At 60.4% G+C, this 19,134-nt stretch carries 14 protein-coding genes; 9 read left to right on the top strand and 5 right to left on the bottom strand.

Features of this window, described 5'->3' with window-relative positions; translation table 11 throughout:
- Positions 1 to 8 precede the first annotated feature (8 nt).
- From ACR52_RS15575 to ACR52_RS15545, 7 genes are all read left to right on the top strand, one after another.
- On the top strand, positions 9 to 446 hold the full coding sequence (locus ACR52_RS15575; RefSeq protein ID WP_048725737.1) for a hypothetical protein: 438 nt from the start codon (positions 9 to 11) through the stop codon (positions 444 to 446).
- A 497-nt stretch (positions 447 to 943) separates the two neighbouring features.
- A complete protein-coding gene (fadB, locus tag ACR52_RS15570) occupies positions 944 to 3,091 on the top strand; it encodes a fatty acid oxidation complex subunit alpha FadB (RefSeq protein WP_048725734.1) in 2,148 nt (715 codons plus the stop codon).
- Between the two features lie 29 nt (positions 3,092 to 3,120).
- The gene (fadA, locus tag ACR52_RS15565; protein ID WP_048725730.1) at positions 3,121 to 4,296 is read left to right on the top strand and encodes an acetyl-CoA C-acyltransferase FadA; all 1,176 of its coding nucleotides are present in this window, start codon (positions 3,121 to 3,123) and stop codon (positions 4,294 to 4,296) included.
- 95 nt (positions 4,297 to 4,391) lie between these two features.
- The gene (locus tag ACR52_RS15560) at positions 4,392 to 4,628 is read left to right on the top strand and encodes a DUF1653 domain-containing protein (protein WP_010176359.1); all 237 of its coding nucleotides are present in this window, start codon (positions 4,392 to 4,394) and stop codon (positions 4,626 to 4,628) included.
- A gap of 114 nt (positions 4,629 to 4,742) precedes the next feature.
- Entirely contained in the window at positions 4,743 to 7,364 is a 2,622-nt protein-coding gene (topA, locus tag ACR52_RS15555) for a type I DNA topoisomerase (RefSeq protein WP_048725727.1), read from the top strand.
- Between the two features lie 125 nt (positions 7,365 to 7,489).
- A complete protein-coding gene (locus tag ACR52_RS15550; protein ID WP_048725725.1) occupies positions 7,490 to 8,011 on the top strand; it encodes a DUF6586 family protein in 522 nt (173 codons plus the stop codon).
- A gap of 269 nt (positions 8,012 to 8,280) precedes the next feature.
- On the top strand, positions 8,281 to 8,514 hold the full coding sequence (locus ACR52_RS15545) for a hypothetical protein (RefSeq protein WP_005786160.1): 234 nt from the start codon (positions 8,281 to 8,283) through the stop codon (positions 8,512 to 8,514).
- A gap of 259 nt (positions 8,515 to 8,773) precedes the next feature.
- Here the strand turns inward: ACR52_RS15545 and sulA are convergent, their stop codons facing one another.
- Together sulA and lexA are read right to left on the bottom strand one after the other, a co-directional pair.
- On the bottom strand, positions 8,774 to 9,247 hold the full coding sequence (gene sulA / locus ACR52_RS15540; protein ID WP_048725723.1) for an SOS-induced cell division inhibitor SulA: 474 nt from the start codon (positions 9,245 to 9,247) through the stop codon (positions 8,774 to 8,776).
- A 10-nt stretch (positions 9,248 to 9,257) separates the two neighbouring features.
- Entirely contained in the window at positions 9,258 to 9,866 is a 609-nt protein-coding gene (gene lexA, locus ACR52_RS15535) for a transcriptional repressor LexA (protein ID WP_003172575.1), read from the bottom strand.
- A gap of 263 nt (positions 9,867 to 10,129) precedes the next feature.
- On the opposite strand from lexA, the gene ACR52_RS15530 reads away from it, so the two are divergent.
- Together ACR52_RS15530 and nagZ are read left to right on the top strand one after the other, a co-directional pair.
- On the top strand, positions 10,130 to 10,837 hold the full coding sequence (locus tag ACR52_RS15530; protein ID WP_048725717.1) for a TetR/AcrR family transcriptional regulator: 708 nt from the start codon (positions 10,130 to 10,132) through the stop codon (positions 10,835 to 10,837).
- A gap of 154 nt (positions 10,838 to 10,991) precedes the next feature.
- A complete protein-coding gene (gene nagZ, locus ACR52_RS15525) occupies positions 10,992 to 12,002 on the top strand; it encodes a beta-N-acetylhexosaminidase (RefSeq protein ID WP_048725713.1) in 1,011 nt (336 codons plus the stop codon).
- 49 nt (positions 12,003 to 12,051) lie between these two features.
- Here the strand turns inward: nagZ and ACR52_RS15520 are convergent, their stop codons facing one another.
- Genes ACR52_RS15520 through mfd form a run of 3 tightly spaced genes read right to left on the bottom strand, consistent with a single transcriptional unit; the run spans position 12,052 to position 18,797 of the window.
- Positions 12,052 to 14,760 (bottom strand): DEAD/DEAH box helicase, encoded by a 2,709-nt coding sequence (locus ACR52_RS15520; RefSeq protein ID WP_048725710.1) that lies wholly within the window; start codon positions 14,758 to 14,760, stop codon positions 12,052 to 12,054.
- Between the two features lie 9 nt (positions 14,761 to 14,769).
- On the bottom strand, positions 14,770 to 15,336 hold the full coding sequence (locus tag ACR52_RS15515) for a CsiV family protein (protein WP_048725707.1): 567 nt from the start codon (positions 15,334 to 15,336) through the stop codon (positions 14,770 to 14,772).
- An 11-nt stretch (positions 15,337 to 15,347) separates the two neighbouring features.
- Positions 15,348 to 18,797, bottom strand: a complete 3,450-nt coding sequence (gene mfd, locus ACR52_RS15510) for a transcription-repair coupling factor (RefSeq protein ID WP_048725705.1) — start codon at positions 18,795 to 18,797, stop codon at positions 15,348 to 15,350.
- Positions 18,798 to 19,134 lie beyond the last annotated feature (337 nt).

Below are 19,134 nucleotides of genomic sequence, written 5' to 3'. Positions count from 1 at the left end.
GTACACATATGACGGTCTGGATAGTGGTGTCAATCCTCGCAGTGGTTCTGAGCCCTCTGGCATGGCTGCGCCCGTCGCGTCATCAGAGCGGGCGCATGGCCCTGCGCATGGAGGCGCGCCGCATCGGCCTGGCCATGCAACTGGCGCCGCAGGAGTGGCCGCACTGGCTCAAACAGGAGCCGCCGAGCCCGTGCGCGCAGTACTGCCGGCCAAGGCGCGGCAGTGCGCCTGCGATCTGGAGTTACTGGCAGTTGGAGCCGGGTGTGTGGGTCAATCAGTGGCAGGAAGTGTGTGTCGACGAGAAGTTGTTGCCGCATTTTGCGACGCTCCCGGCCAACGTCTACAAGGTCGAGGCCGACAAGCAGATGATCGCGCTATATTGGGGCGAGAAGGGCGAGGCGAGTGATTTGCAGGCTATCGATAAATTGCTCAAGGCGCTGGCCTGAGCGTTCTCGCTCCTACAACACAGACAATAAAAAGCCCGACATCATCATCGGGCTGGAGTTGGCCAGGCAGGCCGGTAAATCTGTGTCTTGCGCGTCGGATGTTCATCCAGGCGCGTTACGGTTGTCGCTAGCCTAGCGGCATATCCGGATCTGTACAGCCTTTTCCCTAGCCTTTTGCTTTATTGATTTCGTGAATATTTGAATATTGACGAGGCGTGGGCCTGGGGTTGAGGTTCTGAAATGACTGGAAAGTCGCGTTTTTCCTAGCCTTTCGAGCGATTGACAATTGCCCGGAATTGGATGAAGGTGGCGTACCCAAATCAAACGGGCGTATGAATTGAGCGTTTGTCTGACAGACGTTTCATACATAACCCCGACTATCGCATTGGCGGGTGTGCCTGGCGCATTGGTATGAGCATTGACGAAATCATCAATGTCCAACCAGAGGCCAGCGTCCAATGTGTACTGTTCAGCTTCCATATCGTGGAGATCAGTTGATGATTTACGAAGGTAAAGCCATCACGGTTAAGGCTCTTGAAAGTGGCATCGTCGAACTGAAATTCGACCTCAAGGGTGAGTCCGTCAACAAGTTCAACCGTCTAACCCTGAACGAATTGCGTCAGGCCGTAGACACCATCAAAGCAGATGCCTCGGTCAAGGGCGTGATCGTTTCCAGCGGCAAGGACGTGTTTATCGTCGGCGCTGACATCACCGAATTCGTCGACAACTTCAAGCTGCCCGATGCCGAGCTGGTGGCTGGCAACCTCGAAGCCAACAAGATTTTCAGCGATTTCGAAGACCTCAACGTGCCGACCGTTGCCGCGATCAATGGCATCGCGCTGGGCGGTGGTCTGGAAATGTGCCTGGCCGCTGACTTCCGTGTCATGTCGGCCACTGCAAAAATCGGCCTGCCTGAAGTCAAGCTGGGCATCTACCCAGGGTTTGGCGGCACCGTGCGCCTGCCGCGCCTGATCGGTGCCGACAACGCCATCGAGTGGATTGCCGCCGGCAAGGAAAACCGTGCTGAAGACGCGCTGAAAGTCGGTGCTGTCGATGCCGTGGTTGCCCCGGACAAACTGGCCGAAGCCGCACTGAACCTGATCAAGGGCGCCATCAGTGGCGAATTTGACTACAAGGCCAAGCGTCAGCCGAAGCTGGAAAAGCTCAAGCTCAACGCCATCGAGCAAATGATGTCGTTCGAAACCGCCAAAGGTTTCGTGGCCGGCCAGGCCGGCCCGAACTACCCGGCGCCGGTTGAAGCGATCAAGACCATCCAGAAAGCCGCGAACTTCGGTCGCGACAAGGCCCTGGAAATCGAAGCTGCAGGCTTCGTCAAACTGGCCAAGACTTCTGCCGCGCAGAGCTTGATCGGCCTGTTCCTGAACGATCAGGAGCTGAAGAAAAAGGCCAAGGCCTACGACGAAATCGCCCGCGACGTGAAACAGGCTGCCGTACTCGGCGCCGGTATCATGGGCGGCGGTATCGCCTATCAGTCGGCGTCCAAAGGCACGCCGATCCTGATGAAAGACATCAACGAGCACGGTATCGAGCAGGGCCTGGCGGAAGCCGCCAAGTTGCTGGTAGGCCGCGTTGATAAAGGTCGCATGACCGCTGCGAAAATGGCCGAAGTGCTTAACGGCATTCGTCCTACGCTGTCCTACGGCGATTTCGGCCACGTCGACCTGGTGGTCGAAGCCGTTGTCGAGAACCCGAAGGTCAAGCAGGCCGTGCTGGCTGAAGTCGAAGCTCACGTCAAAGACGACACCATCCTGGCGTCCAACACCTCGACGATTTCCATCTCGTTGCTGGCCAAGGCCCTCAAGCGTCCGGAAAACTTCGTCGGTATGCACTTCTTCAACCCGGTGCACATGATGCCGCTGGTGGAAGTGATCCGTGGCGAGAAGTCCAGCGAGCTGGCTGTAGCGACCACCGTTGCCTACGCCAAGAAAATGGGCAAGAACCCGATCGTGGTCAACGACTGCCCGGGCTTCCTGGTCAACCGCGTGCTGTTCCCGTACTTCGGCGGTTTCGCCAAGCTGGTCAGCGCTGGTGTGGACTTCGTGCGCATCGACAAGGTCATGGAAAAATTTGGCTGGCCAATGGGCCCGGCGTACCTGATGGACGTGGTCGGCATCGACACCGGCCACCACGGCCGCGACGTGATGGCTGAAGGCTTCCCGGACCGCATGAAAGACGACCGCCGTTCGGCGATCGACGCGCTCTACGAAGCCAAGCGCCTGGGCCAGAAGAACGGCAAGGGCTTCTACGCCTACGAGACCGACAAGAAGGGCAAGCAGAAGAAAGTGGCCGATCCGTCGGTTCACGAAGTACTCGCGCCCGTCATCTACGAGCAGCGTGAGGTGTCCGACGAGGACATCATCAACTGGATGATGATCGCCCTCTGCCTGGAAACCGTACGTTGCCTGGAAGACGGCATCGTTGAAACCGCCGCCGAAGCCGATATGGGCCTGGTGTACGGTATTGGTTTCCCTCCATTCCGTGGTGGTGCGCTGCGTTACATCGACTCGATCGGTGTAGCCGAATTCGTTGCCCTGGCTGATCAATACGCTGATTTGGGCCCGCTGTACCACCCGACCGCGAAGCTGCGTGAAATGGCCAAAAACGGCCAGCGCTTCTTCGGTTAAGTGCCCAGACGACTAGAGCGAGAATATTTATGAGCTTGAATCCAAGAGACGTCGTGATTGTCGACTTCGGTCGTACTCCGATGGGCCGCTCCAAGGGCGGCATGCACCGCAACACCCGCGCTGAAGACATGTCGGCGCACCTGATCAGCAAACTGCTGGAACGCAACGTCAAGGTCGACCCGAACGAAGTCGAAGACGTGATCTGGGGCTGCGTCAACCAGACCCTGGAGCAGGGCTGGAACATCGCGCGCATGGCGTCGCTGATGACCCAGATCCCGCACACCGCAGCCGGCCAGACCGTCAGCCGCCTGTGTGGCTCGTCGATGAGCGCGCTGCACACTGCCGCCCAGGCGATCATGACCGGTAACGGTGATGTGTTCGTGGTCGGTGGCGTGGAGCACATGGGCCACGTCAGCATGATGCACGGCGTCGATCCTAACCCGCACATGTCGCTGTACGCGGCAAAAGCCTCGGGCATGATGGGCCTCACTGCAGAAATGCTCGGCAAGATGCACGGCATCACCCGTGAAGCCCAGGATGCGTTCGCTGTGCGTTCCCACCAACTCGCTCACAAGGCGACCGTGGAAGGCAAGTTCAAGGATGAAATCATCCCGATGAACGGCTACGACGAGAACGGTTTCCTGAAACTGTTCGACTACGACGAAACCATTCGTCCGGACACCACCCTGGAAAGCCTGGCGGCCTTGAAGCCGGCGTTCAATCCAAAGGGCGGCACCGTGACGGCCGGTACTTCGTCGCAAATCACTGACGGTGCTTCGTGCATGATCGTGATGTCGGCGCAGCGTGCCCAGGACCTGGGTATCCAGCCTCTGGCGGTGATTCGTTCGATGGCAGTAGCAGGTGTGGACCCGGCAATCATGGGCTATGGTCCAGTACCGGCCACACAAAAAGCCTTGAAACGCGCAGGCCTGACCATCTCCGATATCGACTTCTTCGAGCTCAACGAAGCTTTCGCTGCACAGGCCCTGCCGGTGCTGAAAGATTTGAAAGTGCTCGACAAGATGAACGAGAAGGTTAACCTGCACGGCGGTGCGATTGCCCTGGGCCACCCATTCGGTTGCTCCGGTGCACGTATTTCCGGAACTTTGCTGAACGTGATGAAGCAAAATGGCGGCAACCTTGGGGTTGCAACCATGTGCATTGGTCTCGGCCAAGGCATTTCCACCGTCTTCGAACGCGTCTAAGCGTTGGGTTGACGGAAGCCGGGGCCCAGTGCCCCGGTTTTTGTTTTTTGGATTTTTTAATTTTTTTTTAACAAATTTTGTAAGAGCGCCAGAGCATGAAAGTCGAACCAGGGCTCTACCAGCATTATAAAGGTCCGCAGTACCGCGTTTTTAACGTGGCACGGCACTCCGAGACCGAAGAAGAAGTAGTGTTTTACCAAGCACTGTATGGCGATTACGGCTTTTGGGTGCGTCCCTTGAGCATGTTCCTGGAAACCGTCGAAGTTGACGGCGAGCAGGTCCCGCGCTTTGCTTTGATCCAGGTCGAACCCAGCCTTTTTTCCGCGCAATAAAGGCAGGCCGCGCAGAATGCTGCGCTTGACCTCACCTTGTTGCCACTATATATAGCGTTGCCGCGTCAGGCGCCAACTGCCTTTCACTTCTCGAATTCAGGAATTTTCCGATCCATGGGCAAATCGCTGGTCATTGTGGAATCCCCGGCTAAGGCCAAGACCATCAACAAGTACTTGGGTAACGAGTACGTGGTGAAGTCGAGTATCGGCCATATCCGAGACCTGCCCACCAGCGGTTCGGCTAGCGCCAGCAAGGAGCCTGCCGCCAAGCGCGGCAAGGCGGCTGCGGGCGAAGGTCCGGTGCTCACGCCTAAAGAGAAAGCGCGCAAGCAGCTGGTCTCGCGCATGGGTGTGGACCCGGAACATGGCTGGAAGGCCAAGTACGAAATCCTTCCGGGCAAGGAAAAGGTCATCGAAGAGCTACGCCGGCTCGCCAAGGATGCTGACACCATCTATCTCGCGACGGACTTGGACCGCGAAGGGGAAGCCATTGCCTGGCACCTGCGGGAAGCCATCGGCGGTGACGACAGCCGCTACAAGCGCGTCGTGTTCAACGAAATTACCAAAAAAGCCATCCAGGAAGCCTTCTCCAAGCCGGGCGAACTGGACATCGACCGTGTCAACGCCCAGCAGGCCCGTCGTTTCCTCGACCGCGTCGTGGGTTACATGGTCTCGCCACTGCTGTGGTCCAAGATCGCCCGTGGCCTGTCTGCCGGCCGTGTGCAATCGGTAGCGGTCAAGCTGGTGGTGGAGCGTGAGCGCGAGATCCGTGCGTTCAACCCCGAAGAATACTGGGAAGTCCACGCTGACCTGGGCACTGCCAAGGGCAACAACGTGCGCTTTGAAGTGGCCCGCGAGAAAGGCGAGGCCTTCAAGCCGCTGAACGAAGCCCAGGCCATGGCCGCGCTGGAGAAGCTCAAGTCTTCCAGCTACAGCATCGTCAAGCGTGAAGACAAACCGACCAGCAGCAAGCCGTCGGCGCCGTTCATCACCTCCACCCTGCAGCAGGCCGCGAGCAACCGCCTGGGCTTCGGCGTGAAGAAGACCATGATGATGGCCCAGCGTCTTTACGAAGCCGGCTACATCACCTATATGCGTACCGACTCCACCAACCTGTCGCAAGACGCGGTGGCGATGGCGCGTACGTATATTGAAAGTGAATTCGGCAAGAAGTACCTGCCGGAGAACCCGAACGTCTACAGCAGCAAAGAAGGCGCCCAGGAGGCTCACGAAGCGATTCGTCCTTCCGACGCCAACACCGAGCCAAGCAAAGTTACGGGCATGGAGCGCGACGCTGAGCGCCTCTACGAGTTGATCTGGCGCCAGTTCCTTGCCTGCCAGATGCTGCCGGCGCAATACCTGTCCACCACGGTCAGCGTGGCGGCCTCCGACTTCGAGCTGCGTGCCAAGGGCCGTATCCTCAAGTTCGACGGCTACACCCGCGTCATGCCGCAAATTGCCAAGCCAGGCGACGACGATGTGCTGCCGGACATGGCTCAGGGCGATGTGTTGAAGCTGATCAAGCTCGACCCGTCCCAGCACTTCACCAAGCCGCCGGCACGTTACTCCGAAGCGAGTCTGGTGAAAGAGATGGAAAAACGCGGTATCGGTCGTCCTTCGACCTATGCGGCGATCATTTCGACCATCCAGGACCGTGGCTATGTGGCCCTGCACAACCGTCGTTTCTATTCGGAAAAGATGGGCGACATCGTCACCGAGCGTCTGTCCGAGAGCTTCTCCAACCTGATGGACTACGGCTTTACCGCCGGCATGGAAGAGAACCTCGATGACGTGGCCCAGGGCGAGCGCGACTGGAAAAACGTACTCGACGAGTTCTACGGCGACTTCAAGAAGAAACTCGAAGTGGCCGAAAGCCCTGAGAGCGGCATGCGCGCCAACCAGCCGGTGATGACTGACATCCCGTGCCTGACGTGCGGACGGCCGATGCAGATTCGTACCGCGTCCACCGGCGTGTTCCTCGGTTGCTCGGGCTACAGCCTGCCGCCGAAAGAGCGCTGCAAGGCCACCGTCAACCTGGTGCCGGGCGATGAAATCGCTGCCGATGACGAGGGTGAATCCGAGTCGCTGGTACTGCGTGGCAAGCACCGCTGCCCGATATGCAGTACGGCGATGGACGCCTACCTGCTGGACGAGAAGCACAAGTTACACATCTGCGGTAACAACCCGGATTGCGACGGCTACGAGATCGAAGAAGGCAGCTACCGCATCAAGGGTTATGAAGGCCCGAGCCTGGAATGCGACAAGTGCGGCAGCGAGATGCAACTCAAGACTGGCCGTTTCGGCAAGTTCTTCGGTTGTACCAACGCGACGTGCAAGAACACCCGCAAGCTGCTGAAAAGTGGTGATGCGGCGCCGCCGAAGATGGACCCGGTGAAGATGCCTGAACTCAAGTGCGAGAAGGTCAACGACACCTACATCCTGCGTGACGGCGCTTCGGGGCTGTTCCTGGCTGCCAGCCAGTTCCCGAAAAACCGCGAGACCCGCGCACCGCTGGTGCTGGAGATCGTGCCGCACAAGGACGAGATCGACCCTAAGTACCACTTCCTGTGTGAAGCGCCGAAGAAGGACCCGGATGGTCGCCCAGCCGTGATCCGCTATAGCCGCAAGACCAAGGAGCAGTACGTGCAGACCGAAGTCGAGGGTAAGCCTACCGGTTGGAAGGCGTTCTACGACGGTGGCAAGTGGAAGGTCGAGGACAAGCGCCAGGGCGCTTGATCCGCTAATCTGCGAAATACAAAGGCCGCCTGCATAGGCGGCCTTTTTTTGCGCTTGCAGTGCGCTCGGCTGATCCGTGACACTGTTGAGCCAGCATTCAGCGTATTCGTTGTGGAGATTGCCGTATGGCCAACGAACTCTATACCCGTACCAACCAGAAAATTTACTTCGCGGGTTTGTCCCTGGAAGCCCTTGGCCGTGCCGAGGAAGGGAAGGAGATGAATGCCATTGCGCTGGTCCAGGCGGGGCGTGAAGCGGCGTTGTTCCACCTCTACGGCGCCTTGCTGGGCCTGTGCCATGAAATTGCCGGGTTCTATCGCTTGCCCCAGGCGGGTTCGCCCCGTGCGGAAATGATCATGAACCGCGAAGTGCTGGAGTCCATGGCCATCCCGGAGCTTGCCGAGTTGGTGGAAATGGCCCAGAGCCCCGACAGCTGGGTGGCGCGTCTGCTGAAGGCGCATGCGGACATGTTCCAGCCGCCTCGTGTCCCCCACGTGCCCAAGGGTGATGTGACCCAGCCGTTGATCGTGGCGGTTGCGGTGCAAGAGGATGAGCCGAAGCCGTTGAGTCGGGAAGAGCTGGAAGGCTGGCGCCAGGAGCTGAAAAAAATGGCCCTACGTTTTCGCGAAGGCCTGAACGAGTGCTGAGGCAGCGTGGCTGATGTACGCAAATCAAAATGTGGGAGCGGGCTTGCTCGCGATAGCGTTGTATCAGCCAAACATCTGGCATTGATATACCGCTATCGTGAGCAAGCCCGCTCCCACATTTGAACCGAGTTCGACAGAAAGTCCCGCACAGGCTCCGCAGCATTCCGATAAAGACCATTCATCAAGTCGTAAAGAAACCGCTTCAGATCCTCAGCGAGGCCGGGGAGATGACTGATATAATCCCGGCCTTTCGTGGAGAACAGACTTTTATGCCAACGTCCTTTCTGGAAATTGTTGAATTGCCTGACGGCCGAATCGAGCTGCGCCGGGCTGAGGACGAGGGTTCTCTGGTTATCTTGGACTTTTCCGAGGACGCCAAGGTGTTCCTGCAAGGCCAGCATGTGGAAGTGGCAAAAGCCATGTTGAGCGTGGGTGTGCAGATGGCAGGTCGACTGGCTGAAGGCGAGCCGGAGAAGGACGATGGGCCGCGGGTCCTTCACTGAGTTCTGGTGATGAGCGGGCTCGTTTTGGCAAGCGGGCCTCTGTGGCGAGCGGGCTTGCCCCGCGTTGGGCTGCGAAGCGGCCCCAAAACCAAGCGCTGTGGAATGCCTGATACACCGCATTAATCTATTTAGGGCCGCTTCGCAGCCCAACGCGGGGCAAGCCCGCTCGCCACAGAAGCCCGCTTGCCACAAGAAGCCGTTTCACCAAGCAAGCCATCACAACAAGCCCCTCCCCAGGGCTAGTCTGCAACACATAGCCCTACCCCAATCGAATATTCAAACTCTGTGCATCGCCCGTGCGCGCGGCGCTGATCAACTGCTGCTTGGCGGTGGCATTCAGCGGGTTCAGCCAGCTCACGACCGTATGGCTACGGCCCAGACGCAGCGCTTCGCACGTCAACTGCTGGGCACTTTGCATACCGCGTGGTTGCAGCAACAGGATGCGCTCGCGGTTCAGGCCGGCGTCCCGCAGCCAGGCCTGGGTCAGGCTGGCGGGCGGGGCGATCAGCGTCAGCCAGCGCGCGTCCTGCTCCTCGCTCAATTCGCGAAGGATTGGCGCCAGCAGGCTCAGGCAGCTCCCGGCTGCACCGCGCAACGACAGTTCACTGAACGCCTCAGGTTCGGAGCCCCAAGGGGCCTCGACTGTTTCCTTGAGGATGGGCGCAAGGGGTTGGGCCATAAAGGCCTCGAACAGCGACAGTTGTGTGTGTTGGGGGGTGTGCACGAGCTGCATGGTGCCTCCTTTAGCGGCGAATGACGCCTACGCTCAGGCCTTCGATCACCAGGTCCTGATCTTTCAGGTTCACTTCAATCGGGGCGAACTCAGGGTTCTCGGCCAGGAGCCAGACCTTGCTGCCTTCGCGCTTGAAACGTTTGACGGTGACTTCATCGCCGATACGGGCAACGACGATCTGGCCATTGCGGGCTTCGCGAGTGGTGTGGACGGCCAACAGGTCGCCGTCGAAAATGCCCACGTCCTTCATGCTCATGCCATGTACCCGCAACAGGTAGTCGGCACGTGGATGGAAGAAGGTCGGGTTGATGTTGCAGGATTCCTCGACGTGCTGCTGCGCCAGGATCGGCGCACCGGCGGCGACGCGACCGATGATCGGCAGTGTCGATTCGTCGGCCTTGGCTTCGAAGCCAGGGATGCGAATACCCCGCGAAGCACCTGGGGTCATCTCGATCGCGCCTTTGCGAGCGAGAGCCTTGAGGTGTTCCTCGGCGGCGTTAGGGGATTTGAACCCTAGCTCAAGCGCAATCTCCGCTCGTGTCGGCGGGTAGCCGTTGTCATCGAGGCAGCGCTTGATAAAAGCCAGAATCTCAGCTTGGCGTGGCGTCAGTTTTAGCATGTTGATCGCTCTGTCTTTTTATACAGTGACTGGGATTATATACAGTGAATTGCGCTTGGCAATCATCCTTTTTTGCCACTCCGCTGGACGGTCATTCGTCACCCTTCCTACAAGGCAGAGACAGCGCTGCCTACAGACCTGTAAGGATGTGATTAAATAGCGATGAAATAGATGACTGCCCGGCCGGAAAGCGAACCCGCAGACTTGACAAGACACAACCTGAAACGTATGTTTCAAACAAGTGTTTGTCAGGCGGAGTAGTCATGGCCCAGTCGGAAACCGTTGAACGCATTCTCGATGCTGCCGAGCAATTGTTCGCGGAAAAAGGATTTGCTGAAACTTCATTGCGGCTGATCACCAGCAAGGCCGGGGTCAACCTCGCCGCTGTGAACTACCATTTCGGCTCGAAGAAGGCCCTGATCCAGGCGGTGTTCTCACGCTTCCTGGGGCCGTTCTGCGCCAGTCTCGACCGTGAGCTCGAACGGCGCCAGGCCAAGGCCGACAACAAGCCGAGCCTGGAAGACCTTCTGGAAATCCTGGTTGAGCAAGCCCTGGTGGTTCAACCACGCAGCGGCAACGACCTGTCGATCTTCATGCGCCTGTTGGGCCTGGCGTTCAGCCAGAGCCAGGGCCACCTGCGGCGTTATCTGGAGGACATGTACGGCAAGGTGTTCCGCCGCTACATGTTGCTGGTCAATGAGGCCGCGCCGCGTATTCCACCTATCGAACTGTTCTGGCGCGTGCACTTCATGCTCGGCGCTGCCGCCTTCAGCATGTCGGGGATCAAGGCGTTGCGTGCGATTGCCGAGACCGATTTCGGCGTCAACACGTCCATCGAGCAAGTGATGCGCCTGATGGTGCCGTTCCTCGCCGCCGGCATGCGTGCCGAAACCGGCGTGACTGACCAGGCCATGGCTGCTGCCCAACTGCGCCCGCGCAGCAAATCCGTGCTGGCCGCCGCCAAGGTTTGACCGCCCCGGGTGTGCGCGGCCGCTTGCATCCGCTAAGCTAGCCGCCCATGCCGAATTCAGCTATTTACTCGCAACCCGCTGTGCTCACCGAGCCTCCATTGTGTATGGAGCGCCGTGAGGGCAACGGGTTGTGTGCGTTATTTAAGGAAGGTTTATGACTGCTGCCCTGCAAGGTTCTTTGATGGTCGACGTTGCCGGCACCTGGCTGACGGCCGAGGATCGCCACCTGTTGCGCCAGCCTGAAGTGGGCGGCCTGATCATTTTTGCACGCAATATCGAGCATCCGCGTCAGGTGCGTGAGTTGAGCGCGGCAATTCGTGCCGTGCGCCCGGACTTGCTGCTGGCCGTCGACCAGGAAGGCGGGCGCGTTCAGCGCCTGCGCCAGGGCTTCGTGCGTCTGCCGGCCATGCGCGCGCTGGCGGATAACCCCAACGCTGAATACCTGGCCGAGCAATGTGGCTGGATCATGGCTACCGAAGTGCTGGCGGTCGGCCTCGACCTGAGCTTCGCCCCGGTGCTGGATTTGGACTACCAGCGCAGCGCCGTGGTCGGCACCCGTTCCTTTGAGGGCGACCCCGAGCGCGCCGCCGTGCTCGCCGGTGCATTCATTCGCGGCATGAACAGCGCCGGTATGGCCGCCACCGGTAAACACTTCCCGGGCCACGGTTGGGCTGAGGCTGATTCCCACGTCGCCATTCCCAATGACGAACGCAGCCTGGAACAGATTCGTGCAAATGATTTGGTGCCGTTCGCACGCCTGAGCAAGCAGTTGGCGGCCGTAATGCCTGCGCATGTCATCTACCCGCAGGTCGACGCCCAGCCCGCCGGTTTCTCGCGTCGTTGGTTGCAGGACATCCTGCGCGGAGAGTTGCAGTTTGACGGGGTGATTTTCAGCGATGACCTGTCCATGGCCGGTGCTCATGTGGTCGGTGACGCCGCGAGCCGTATCGAAGCGGCACTGACGGCCGGTTGCGACATGGGCTTGGTGTGCAACGACCGCGCTGCCGCCGAACTGGCGCTGACGGCGGCCCAGCGGATGAAGGTCACGCCTTCTGCCCGCATTGCACGGATGCGTGGGCAGGCGATTGCTTCGACTGACTATAAACAGGATCCCCGTTGGCTGGCGGCGCTTGGGGCGCTTCGGGATGTGCAGTTGATCGATTGAGGACTGCGTTGCGGCCATCGCCGGCAAGCCAGCGATAGCGATCTTAAAGTCAGCGCTTCTCTTGCTTATTGGGCAACGGCGCAAACAACGCCTCGATATCGTCGTTGCCCAACTGCCAATCCCCCGTCGTACGCCCATCCAGCACGCCCGCCGCCAGGTCGGACTTTTCCTTCTGCAGGTGCTGGATTTTCTCCTCTACCGTGCCCCGGGCGATCATCTTGTACACGAACACCGGCTTCTCCTGGCCGATACGATACGCGCGGTCAGTCGCCTGGTTTTCCGTGGCCGGGTTCCACCAAGGGTCATAGTGGATCACGGTGTCGGCTTCGGTCAGGTTCAGGCCTACACCACCGGCCTTCAAACTGATCAGAAAGATCTGCAGCTTGCCGCTCTGGAAGTCCTTCACCGGCGTGCGCCGATCGCGGGTCTGGCCGGTCAGCAGCGCGTAGGAGACGCCGCGTTTTTTCAGTTCGACCTCAATCAGGCTCAGCATCGAGGTGAACTGGGAAAACAGCAGAATCCGGCGACCTTCGGCAAACAGTTCTTCGAGCATTTCCATCAGGCTGTCGAGCTTGCCCGAGCTACTGCCACGGGCGGGCAGGCTGGCGTCGTTGACCAGGCGCAAGTCGCAGCACACCTGGCGCAGCTTAAGCAGCGCTTCAAGAATGATGATCTGGCTGCGCGCCACGCCCTTGCGGGTGATCTCGTCGCGGACCTTTTTATCCATGGCCAGGCGCATGGTTTCGTACACGTCGCGCTGGGCTTCGTTGAGGTCAACCCAATGGATGATCTCGGTCTTGGGCGGCAATTCTGTCGCCACCTGTTCCTTGGTACGGCGTAGCAGGAAGGGTTTGATCCGACCGTTGAGGTGCTGCAATCGCACGTCACTGGCGCGCTTCTCGATGGGCACGCGGTAATCGCGGTTGAAGCTCTTCATGTCACCCAGCCAGCCCGGCAGCAGGAAGTGGAACAACGACCACAACTCGCCCAGGTGGTTTTCCAGCGGTGTGCCGCTCAGGCACAGGCGCTGCCGCGCATTCAGTTCGCGCGCCGCCTGGGCGGCTTTGCTGGATGGGTTCTTGATGTACTGGGCTTCATCGAGAATCAGTACATGCAAGGGCAGGGCGGCCAGGTGTTCGATGTCTTTGGGCAGCAGCGCGTACGTGGTCAGCAGCAGGTCGTAATCCTGCAGGCTCTGGTCCTTTAAGGGCGCGAAGTGTTTCTTGCGCCCCGCGCCGTACAGCGCCAGCACCTTGAGTTGCGGGGTGAAGTGGGCCGCTTCGTCGAGCCAGTTGGGGATCAGGCTGGTGGGCATGACTACCATGCACGGCCGATCCAGGCGCCCGGCGATTTTCTCGGTGAGAATATGCGCCAGTGTCTGCGGGGTTTTGCCCAGGCCCATGTCATCCGCAAGAATCCCGCCGACGTCCAGTTGGCGCAGCGACTGCATCCAGCTCAAGCCTTCGAGTTGATACGGACGCAAGGTCGCGTTCAATCCTTCGGGCGCTACACAGGTGAAGTCCTTGATGTCGCGCAGGCGTTGGGCGAAGTTGCGGATCTTCTCGCCGCCTTCCCATTGCAGGGGCAGGTCTTCCAGCGGGTTGAGGCGGATTGCATCGGCTTTGGCCAGGCGCAGAGTAGTGGTGCCGGCTTCCTGCAGGTAGAACTCACCGAGGGTGGCCAATACCGGTTTCAGCCGGCCGTAGGGCAACGCCACTTGCAAGGGGCCGTGGCCGCCGTTGGGCAGGCCGGGGATATTCACCAGGATCAGCTCGTCATCGCGGCGCCGCGCGAGCTTTTCCGGGTTGAGGATTTCGGTGTGGGAGCGCATCAGGTTCAGCAGGATCGGCAGCAGGCTCAGCCGCTCGCCATTGACGATGATCCCCAGTTCCAGGTCGAACCAGTCGCGTTCCGGCCCTTCATCGACGGTGGCGTACCAGTCGTCCACCGCGCTCAGGTCGAAACCGAAATCCTCATCGATCTGCAGCTCCCAGCCCTCGGCCCGCAGCGTCGGCGAAGCGTTGAGGGTGAAGTTCAGCCAGGCGCTGTCATTGACCATCTCGAACAGCTCGCCGGCACTCTCCGGCAATGCCTTGCTCTGGCGCGTGGCGATCTTGAAACCCAAGAGACGCAACTGTTCGCGATATGACTGCTCCCGCTCGGGATGGCGCTTGATGCGCAGGCTCTGGGTTTCCTGGCGCACGATGATGTCGGCGTTCTTTTGCCCGCTGACGTAGTTACCCAAATAGTTGAACGACAACGCCGCACGGTGCTGGATATAGCGCTGCATCTTGCCGTTGCGCGGCTCGAAGGCGCTGAATTCGACACTGGCCAGCCACAAGCGCGGCACGGGCAGCACATCCTCCATCACCACTTGTGGCAGCACCACGCGGTTATCCAGCACGGCCTGGAGTTTCTCCAGCAGCTCGGCATCCTGGGCCGCCGCCGGGAAGGCCAGCGTTTCCTGGACCTTGAGCAGCACTGCCGCAATGTGTTTGCAATTGGTGTGCACCGGGCAGGTACAGCGGCTGTCCACCAGGATCAGCATGCCCTTGGCCGATTCGCGCAGTGAGATGGTCTGGCGGTACACGTTGCCGCCCGAGCCTTCGCAGCTGGCGATGATGGTGCTGTCGCCGGACTCGACGATGCGCACCCGGTTCTCCAGGGCGTAACGCCGCCCGCGCTCCAGGCTTTGCTCCTTAAAGCGATTGGCCCACGAAGGGGCCAGGGGTTTGGTCAACGACGACGTCAGGGGCATGGCGCTGGATCAGTCCTGAATGTCGGGCGGGGGCGCGCTGGGTGGTTTGGCGGTCAGCGAGGTGATCTTGATCAGCAGCGCCAGGTGGCCGCCGTCCAGGTAGTTGAGCTGGTTGTTCTTGGTGCGCACGTCTTTTTGCGCAAGGTGTTCGCTGGCGATCACGCTGCCATTGCTGTCGAACTGGTTGATCCAGAAGTCGGCGTTGATATCCGTGAATCGACCGAGTTGCAGGCTCAGCACCCCTTCGATGGGAAACTGGCCGAACTGCTCTTGCCCCTCGGTGATCGCGATTTTCACCGGTTGCTCACCGAGGCTCTGCTCCCAGGCCTTGTGCGCGAGCACGGTGTAGCTTGAATCGGCGCTGAGTTTGTCGACGATATTGCTCAGCCGTGGCGGGCTCATTTTGTCGCCCAGGCGCTGCGCCCCGGCATCCCAGTCTTCCGGCGCTGCACGGCTGTTGATCACCGGCTCGGCGTTCTGGCGCACCAGGATCATTTCCACCTGGTAAGGGCTGTCGGCATATGCCGAAGGTGCCACTACCACCAACAACAGGCTCAGAATGCGGAACAGGCGCATGAGGGCGTCCTTCAAGCGGATTTCGGGATGAGGCGCTCAAACAGCGCTTCCAAGGTATTAAAGCGTTCTTCGGCACGTTCCATCGGTACCATGAACTTGAACAGCGTAGCCCCTTCGAACTTATAGCGGTTGGGCTGGCCCTGGATCAGCTTGATCAGCACCAGCGGGTCGACCGGGGTTTGCGCTTCGAATTCGATACGCCCACCCTGCGGCCCGGCGTCGACCTTCTTGATGCCCAGTTGCTCGGCCTGCAATTTGAGCAGGGTCAGGCGCACCAGGTTTTTGGTCGGTTCGGGCAACAGGCCGAAGCGGTCGATCATCTCCACCTGCAGGTCCTTGAGGCCTTCTTCGTCGGTGGCCGAGGCGATGCGCTTGTACAGGATCAGCCGCGCATGCACGTCCGGCAGGTAGTCTTCGGGAATCAGGGCCGGCAAGCGCAGGTTGATTTCCGGACCGCCGCCCAACGGTTGGTCAAGGTTCGGTTGCTCGCCCTTGCGGATGGCTTTCACCGCGCGCTCGAGCATCTCCATATACAGGGTGAAACCCACGGCCTGGATCTGCCCGCTCTGACCGTCGCCGAGCAATTCGCCGGCGCCGCGGATTTCCAGGTCGTTGGTGGCCAGCACAAAACCGGCGCCGAGGTCCTGGGTGTTGGCGATCGCTTCCAGGCGCTTTTCCGCATCGGAGGTGATCTGTTGGCGCGGCGGCGTCAGCAGGTAGGCATACGCCTGGTGGTGACTGCGCCCGACGCGGCCGCGCAACTGGTGCAGTTGCGCCAGGCCGAACTTGTCGGCGCGCTCGATGATGATGGTGTTGGCGCTTGGCACGTCAATGCCGGTCTCGATGATGGTCGAGGCGATCAGCACGTTGAAGCGCTTGTGGTAGAAGTCGCTCATCACTTGTTCGAGATCGCGTTCGCGCATCTGCCCGTGGCCGATGGCGATGCGTGCTTCCGGCACCAGTTCGGCGAGGTCGGCGGCGCATTTCTCGATGGTTTTCACATCGTTGTGCAGGTAGTACACCTGCCCGCCGCGCAGCAGTTCGCGCAGCAGCGCTTCCTTGACCGTGCTTTTGTTCTGCTCCATCACGAAGGTGCGCACCGACAGGCGGCGTGCCGGCGGCGTGGCGATGATCGACAGGTCGCGCATGCCCGACACCGCCATGTTCAGCGTGCGCGGAATCGGCGTGGCGGTGAGGGTGAGGATGTCGACTTCACTGCGCAGGTTCTTCAGCTGTTCTTTCTGACGCACGCCGAAGCGGTGTTCTTCGTCGATGATCACCAGGCCCAGGTTCTTGATCTTCACATCGTCCGACAACAGCTTGTGGGTGCCGATCACGATGTCGATCTTGCCTTCGGCGAGGTCGGCGACGGCGGCATTCACTTCCTTGGCGGACTTGAAGCGGCTCATCACTTCCACGCTCACCGGCCAGTCGGCAAAGCGGTCGCGGAAGCTGTTGTAGTGCTGTTGGGCGAGCAGGGTGGTCGGCACCAGGATCGCCACTTGCTTGCCACCGTGCACCGCAATAAACGCGGCGCGCATCGCCACTTCGGTCTTGCCGAAACCTACGTCGCCGCACACCAGGCGGTCCATCGGCTTGGGCGCGAGCATGTCGGCGCGCACCGCTTCGATGGTGGTTTGCTGGTCCGGGGTTTCTTCGAAGGCGAAGCCGGCGCTGAAGGTCGCGTAGTCGGCTTTCGGGTCGGCGAAGGCGTAACCTTCGCGCGCGGCACGGCGGGCATAGATGTCGAGCAATTCGGCGGCGACGTCGCGCACCTGCTCGGCGGCCTTGCGCTTGGCTTTCTGCCAGGTCTCGGAGCCCAGGCGGTGCAACGGCGCCAAGGCGTCGTCGCTGCCGGTGTAGCGCGCGATCAGGTGCAGGCTCGCCACTGGCACGTAGAGCTTGGCGCCCTCGGCGTATTCCATGGTGAGGAATTCTGCGGCCTGGTTGTCAATCTCCAGGGTCTGCAGGCCCAGGTAGCGGCCGACACCGTGGTCGATATGCACCACCGGCGCGCCTTCGCGCAGCTCGGTGAGGTTCTTGATCACCGCGTCGTTGTTGGCGTCGGCACGTTTATCACGGCGGCGACGCTGCATCACGCGCTGACCGAACAACGGGCTCTCGGCAATCAGCGCCAGGGCAGGGTCGTCCAGCAACAGGCCTTCGTCCAGTGGCGCGATGGTGATCGCCAGGCGTTCTTTACTCGCGACGAAGTCCGGCCAGCTGTCGACGGTTTTCGGGCGCAGCTTCAGGCGTTCCAGCAGTTCCAGCAGCACTTCGCGGCGGCCGGCGGATTCGGCGGTAAACAGCACGCGGCCGGGGAAGTCACCGAGGAAAGTCGACAGTGCTTCCAGCGGTTGCGTGGCTTTGGCCTGGATCGCCAAATCCGGCAGGGTAGCCGCAGGGAAGCGCTCGCGGCCGCTGCCTGCGTCCACGTCCTGTTGGCTGGCGACCACGCGGGGCCAGTTTTTCAGGCGCGCGAAGCAGTCTTCCACCGGCAGGAACAGTTCGGCGGGCGGTAATAAAGGACGGGAGGGATCGACGCGGCGTTCTTCATAACGGTTGCGCACGTCGTTCCAGAAGTTCTCCGCCGCCTGCTCGATGCCCGGCAGCGAGAACACTTGTGTGTCCTGAGGCAGGTAGTCAAAGAGGGTGGAGGTTTCGTCGAAGAACAGCGGCAGGTAGTACTCGATACCGGCCGGTGTAATCCCGCTGCTCAAGTCCTGGAAGATAGGGCAGCGGCGGAAGTCCACGTCGAAGCGCTCGCGAAAGCGCGCCTTGAAGCGAGTCACCGCGTCTTTTTGCAGCGGGAATTCCCGCGCCGGCAGCAGCTTGACCGAGTCCACCTTGTCGATGGAGCGCTGGTTCTCCGGGTCGAAGGTACGCAGCGTTTCGATCTCGTCATCGAACAGGTCGATGCGGTACGGCAACTTGCTGCCCATCGGGAACAGGTCGATCAGCGCACCGCGCACGGCGAATTCGCCGTGTTCGTACACGGTGTCGACGCAGCGGTAGCCGCTGGCTTCCAGGCGCGTGCGCATCTGCTCCACGTCGAGCTTCTGGCCGATATCCAGCACCAGGCTGCTGCCCAGCAGGAATTTGGTCGGCGCCAAACGATGCAAGGCCGTGGTAATCGGCACCACCAGCACACCGTGAGCCAGTTCCGGCAGACGGTACAGGCTGGCGATGCGCTGGGAAATGATGTCCTGGTGCGGCGAAAACAGGTCGTAGGGCAGGGTTTCCCAGTCGGGAAAGTGCAGCACCGGCAAATCGGGGGCGAAGAAGCTCAGCTCCTGCTCCAGCCGCTCGGCGCTTTGGCTGTCGGCGGTGAGCAGCAGGGTAAAGCGCTTGGCTGCGCTGGCAGCCTCGGCAATGGCCAGGCTCAGGGCTGCACCGGGCAGGTTGCCCCAGTGCTGTTTACCTGCCGCAGCAGGGAGAATCGGTAGACGCAGAACGGGCACGGAAGGTTGAGCTCCAAGCGTTGCGACAAAGTCGGTAATTGTAACGGCCCGAGGTGCCGCCTGTCAGTTGCTGACTGAGCCTATTACGGTTTGTAGGAAATGTAGTGGCTAAGACAAACAAAGGGGGCTTTTGACTCATTATGTAGTGCCGAAAAGCCCGAGGTTTTCGGAGAGTTACGGACAAGTCGCCTTGGTCGCTCCACTAGTGGCTTTCTGGAACCCGCGTATTTACTGGGCTGCAGAGGGGTGGCATTTTTTGGCAAGGGGTTTTTGTTGTGGGACGCGCATTGCTCCTAGGGCGGTCGGGCGGCATAATGTAGCCCCTTTTTTCAGCCCC

The sequence above is a fragment of the Pseudomonas fildesensis genome, assembly GCF_001050345.1.
Classification (GTDB): domain Bacteria; phylum Pseudomonadota; class Gammaproteobacteria; order Pseudomonadales; family Pseudomonadaceae; genus Aquipseudomonas; species Aquipseudomonas fildesensis.
The sequence above is the reverse complement of the archived record's forward strand: the minus strand, read 5'-3'. Positions and strand labels throughout refer to the sequence as shown.